Below are 4,784 nucleotides of genomic sequence, written 5' to 3'. Positions count from 1 at the left end.
GCCGGGGCGGTGCCGATCGCCACCACCCGCACCGAGGCCAAGCGGCAGGCGCTGCTCGACCTCGGCGCCGAGCATGTCATCGTCACCGGGCACGAGGAGGTGACCAAGGAGACCCGGCGGCTGACCGGCGGCCGGGGCGCCGACCTCGTCCTGGACGCGATCGGCGGGCCGTACCTGCGGGAACTGGGCGCGGCGGCGGCCGAGGACGCCCTGCTGATCAGCTACGGATGGCTGTCCGAGCGGCCCACGGAACTGCCCACGCAGTGGCCGCTGACCGTCCACGGCTACAGCAACCTCTCCCTCACGGGCACCCCGGAAGGCCGCCACCGCGCCGTCCACTACCTCGCCTCGGGACTGGCCGACGGCTCCCTCCGTCCGGTGATCGGGGAGGTCTTCGACGGCCTGGAGCGCATGGCGGACGCCCACCGGCTGATGGAGTCCAACACCCACACGGGCAAGATCGTCGTACGGGTCTGAGGGCACCCGGCGGCCGGCGTCCCCGGAGGCCCGGCGGCCGGAATAGGCCGGCCGTCCCCGTGGTTGACCGGCACGACAGAATCATGCACGTGCATTGAAGGCGGAAGGTGGGCCATGAAGATCGGCATCATCGGCGCGGGCAACATCGGCGGCAACCTCACCCGGCGGCTCACCGCCCTCGGCCATGACGTCTCCGTCGCCAACTCCCGCGGCCCCGAGACGCTGAAGGACCTGGCGCAGGAGACCGGCGCCACCCCGGTGCGCGCCGAGGACGCGGCCGAGGGTGCCGAGGTCGTCGTCGTCACCGTCCCCCTGAAGGCGGTCCCGGGCCTCCCCGCGGGCCTGCTGGACGGGGCGGCCGACGGGGTGGCGGTGATCGACACGAACAACTACTACCCCAAGCAGCGCGACGGCCGGATCGACGCCATCGAGGACGGGGGCCTGACCGAGAGCCGCTGGGTCGAGCAGCACCTCGGCCACCCCGTGATCAAGGCGTTCAACGGCACCTACGCCCAGGACATCCTGGACCGCCCGCTGCCCGCCGGTCATCCCGACCGCATGGCGCTGCCCGTCGCCGGGGACGACGAGGCCGCCAAGGCGAAGGTGCGCGCCCTGATCGACGAACTCGGCTTCGACACGGTCGACGCCGGCGGCATCGACGACTCCTGGCGCCAGCAGCCGGACACCCCGGTCTACGGCCTGCGGGCCGGCGCGGACGCGGTACGGGAGGCCCTGCGGGAAGCGTCCCCGCAGCGCCCGGCGGACCTCCGTTACTAGGAGGCCCTAGGCCGGACGGGCGCCGGACACTATCCGGCTGGCCCCATGGTTCCGGACCCGGGCCGCGGCCAGGATCGTGTCATGCGATTCAGGAACGCCTTGGACCCCGCCGGCCCGTCCGGTTCTCCGGCCGTACCCATGACCCGGCGGCGGCTGCTGACCGGCACCGGTGCGCTGGCCGTACTGGGTGCCGCCTCGGCTCTCGGCCCGGCCGCTCGCGCGTCCGCCGCGCCGACGGCCTCCGCCGGGCCCGTACGCCTCGAACTCCCCCGTCCCACCGGGCCGTGTCCGGTCGGTGTCACCGAACTGCACCTGGTGGACCGGACGCGTCGTGGCCCCTGGTGGGCGGGTGAGGCGGCGTCGGGGTTCCGGGAGCTCATGGTGAGCGTCTGGTATCCGGCCGACCGCGCCACGGCGGAGGACGGGCCCCGGGCGCCCTACATGCGGGCGGGCGCGGCCTCGGTGTTCGGGGCGGGCGCGGCGAGGATCCTCCAGGTCGGCGAGGGGGCCGTCGACTGGGCGGGGTTCGTCACCCACGCCCGTGCCGGAGTGGCCGCGGAGTGCCGGGCCGGGCGGCTGACCGTGGTGTTGTACTCGCCGGGCATGTACAACGAGCGCACCCTCGACACCACCGCCGTGGAGGAGCTGGCGAGCCACGGCTACGTGGTGATCACCATCGACCCCGTCCACGAGGCGCACGCCGTCGAGTTCCCCGACGGCCGTATCGTCGAGCCCGCGCCCGGGCTCGGTGCCATCGAGGGGGGCGCCGAGCAGTCCAGGGCGGTCCTGGAGGTCCGGGTCGCCGACATCCCGTTCGTCCTCGACCAGCTCGCCGTGCTGGCCCGCGGTGGCAACCCCGACGCCGGGAAGCGGCCGCTGCCGCGCGGTCTCGGGCGGGCCCTGAACCTCACGCGCATCGGCATGTTCGGGCATTCGCTGGGCGGGATGACGACCGCCGAGGCGATGCGCGTGGACCGCCGTATCCGTGCCGGTGCCAACCTCGACGGGCCGCTCGGCTACGACTGGTCCGACCCCGCACTCCTGCTGCCGGTCGCCCGTACCGGACTGGACCGGCCGTTCCTGCAGATGGGCGCGTGGTTCACGGGTCCGTCAGGCAGGCTGCCGCACACCCATGAGCACTCCCCGTCCTGGCGGGCGATGTGGCGGAACTCCACCGGCTGGAGGCGTGATCTGTGGACGGAGGCGGCCGAGCACAACTCGTTCACCGACTACCAGACCGTCCTGCCCGGCCTCGCCGAGCGGCTCACACTGCCCCAAGGGCTGCCGGCCCGGATGACCGGTACCGTCGACCCGGCACGGTTCACCGCGAGCCGCCGGGCCTACCTCACCGCCTTCTTCGACCGGCATCTGCGCGGCCGCCGCCGGCCGCTGCTGGACGGCCCTTCCCCACTCCACCCGGACGTGCGGTTCATCGGCTGACGCCCCGGGGGACCCGGAGGAACGGCTCAGGGCGTGGCCCAGTCGCGCAGGTCGCCCCTGTCGGCGAAATGGGCCACGTTCTTGTCGTGGGGCTCGCTGGTGTACTGGTGGAACCGCCACTTGGCCTTGATCCGGGGCTTGCCCGCGGCGACGTAGTCGGCGATCCACAGCCCGTCCCCGGCGTAGGACGTGGTGTCGATGTCCAGCCAGAAGTGGCGGTTGCAGTAGAGCACGACCCGGTTGTCCGGCCGCATCTCCTTCAGCTTGTGGAGGAAGCGGTCCTTCTCCGCGTTGCTCGCGTGGGTCCCCTCACCGGTGTTCTCCCAGTCGACGGCGAGGACGTCGCCCGGGCGTTCGGGGGTGTGCCGCAGGAAGTACTCGGCCTGGGCGGTGATGTGGCCCGGCCACAGGAAGTGGTAGAAGCCGACGACCAGGCCCGCGTCGCGGCCCCGCTTGGTCTGGGCCGCGAGCCTGGGATTGACGTACGAACGGCCCTCCGTCGCCTTGATGAAGACGAAGGAGAGGCCGTCCGTGGCGTAGGAGGACTGGAAGGCGCTGACGTCGATGCCATGGAGCATGCAGGGGTTGTGCCCTGTGCGCCCGTGGCCGGAACATTCAGCCCCGGGTCGTCACCGAACCGAGTACGGACGCGGACTTCGCCGACCAGTCCGAAGTGATCAGGCTCGCATGGCCCTTGGCCAACAGCGCGAGCCGGGCGGCGACTTCGGCGTCCGTGGGGTTGGTGGAGGAGATCGCCGGGGACACGTTGTGGGCGTCGGTGGCGATCAGGATGTAGTGGTTCGCGGAGTAGAACGAGGTGTCGTAGCCGTTGTTGACATACGTCGCCGCGTCCCCGTCGAAGAACACGAACCAGGGCCGGATCGAGGCGTCGTAGCGGCTGGTGCGCGGGTCTCCGTTCGCCGCGCCGAGCACGGCGGGGAAGGCCTGGGCAGCGGAGATGTTCCCGGCCGCGGACAGGTCGCGCAGGTGGTCGCCGTACTCCTCGTCCGTCCAGTAGCTGTCGAACGGGTTGGCCTGCTCCACCGTGCCGGGGATCAGGTCGAAGAGGAACTTGCCCCTCATCGAGTCCCGGGCCGGCCAGGCGTCCGCCTTCGCCGCCGCGTCCGGCGTCGCGTAGGTACCGCCGAGCAGATCCGCCGGTTTGTATACGTCGCCGCCCAGCTTCTGTGCGACGAGCGTGTCGAACTCGTCCGGACCCATGCCCGCCTTGTCGTTGAAGCCGACCTTCATCTCCACCTTGACGACGATCGGCGGATGGTCGGGGTGGAGCCGGTTCCAGGCGGCCATGTCGTCCAGACAGCCGCCGAGGTCCTGGTTACGGCTCTTGCTGTACAGCTCGCTCGGCGTCTTGGCGGCCTCGCAGTTGTTGTCGTTGCCCAGCGGGTTGCTGTGGCTGACCCGCCAGCGGTGGCTGATGCTGTCGACGTACACGTCCAGCTCCAGCAGCGAGGCACCGGAGTCCAACGCCTGTGCGAAGTACGGGTACTTGTCCTTCTCGTACGCGTTGTGCGTGCCGATGGCCGTCGTCGCGGAGAACTTCGGTGACGCCGCGTGGGCGTTCACCGGCGCCACCGCCAGCACCGCGGCGGCCCCCGCGAGCGCCACCAGACGTCTCACACCACGCATGTCCGAACTCCCTTTCGCCGACGCCGAGTTGGCGGCAGCCTAGGGCTGATCGGTTACCGCGCGGTAGCCCCTGGTGGAACATCGGCCTCCGCACCCGGCGAGCGCCGCCACAGGCTGGCCGTCCCGTCGGTCCCCACGGTGGCCACCAGCCGGGCGTCCGGGCTGAAGGCGAGCGCGGTGACGCGCTCGGGCGCGTCACCGAGCGGACGCCCCAGCGGCCGCGGACGCGTGAGGTCGGTGACGTCCCACAGCCGCACGGTCCGCGCGGAGTCGACGGTCGCCAGCAGCCGGGCGTCGGCACTGAAGGCGAGCGCGGTCGTGCGCCCCCCCGGGCCGCGGAAGGCGGGACCCGCCGCCTCGGGGTGCCGGGGGTCCGACACGTCCCACCCGAAGCCCGGCTCCTTCTCGACCAGGAAGGTGGTCATCGACTTGTGCGGGGCGGT

Annotated in this window: 6 protein-coding genes; 3 read left to right on the top strand and 3 right to left on the bottom strand. The window is 72.0% G+C overall.

Annotated features, from left to right (window positions below):
- The 3 genes from H5J33_RS23810 to H5J33_RS23800 all read left to right on the top strand — a co-directional run.
- Nucleotides 1–477, top strand: a 477-nt coding sequence (locus tag H5J33_RS23810) for a zinc-binding dehydrogenase (protein WP_181796940.1), incomplete at its 5' end; no start/stop codon positions are given.
- Between the two features lie 114 nt (nucleotides 478–591).
- On the top strand, nucleotides 592–1,254 hold the full coding sequence (locus tag H5J33_RS23805; RefSeq protein ID WP_181796939.1) for an NADPH-dependent F420 reductase: 663 nt from the start codon (nucleotides 592–594) through the stop codon (nucleotides 1,252–1,254).
- 81 nt (nucleotides 1,255–1,335) lie between these two features.
- Nucleotides 1,336–2,694, top strand: a complete 1,359-nt coding sequence (locus tag H5J33_RS23800) for a lipase (protein ID WP_258565345.1) — start codon at nucleotides 1,336–1,338, stop codon at nucleotides 2,692–2,694.
- A gap of 26 nt (nucleotides 2,695–2,720) precedes the next feature.
- Here H5J33_RS23800 and H5J33_RS23795 read toward each other — a convergent pair whose 3' ends face one another.
- From H5J33_RS23795 to H5J33_RS23785, 3 genes are all read right to left on the bottom strand, one after another.
- Nucleotides 2,721–3,272 carry a GH25 family lysozyme gene (locus H5J33_RS23795; protein WP_181796938.1) on the bottom strand — a complete coding sequence of 184 codons (552 nt, stop codon included), beginning with the start codon at nucleotides 3,270–3,272 and terminating at the stop codon, nucleotides 2,721–2,723.
- A 37-nt stretch (nucleotides 3,273–3,309) separates the two neighbouring features.
- Complete coding sequence (locus H5J33_RS23790) at nucleotides 3,310–4,341, bottom strand: phosphatidylinositol-specific phospholipase C domain-containing protein (RefSeq protein ID WP_181796937.1); 1,032 nt, start codon at nucleotides 4,339–4,341, stop codon at nucleotides 3,310–3,312.
- 53 nt (nucleotides 4,342–4,394) lie between these two features.
- The coding region (locus tag H5J33_RS23785) for a WD40 repeat domain-containing protein (RefSeq protein WP_220212682.1) at nucleotides 4,395–4,784 on the bottom strand (390 nt) is incomplete at its 5' end.

The organism is Streptomyces sp. WELS2, assembly GCF_013870595.1.
Classification (GTDB): domain Bacteria; phylum Actinomycetota; class Actinomycetes; order Streptomycetales; family Streptomycetaceae; genus Streptomyces.
This window is presented reverse-complemented; position numbering and strand designations above follow the sequence as displayed.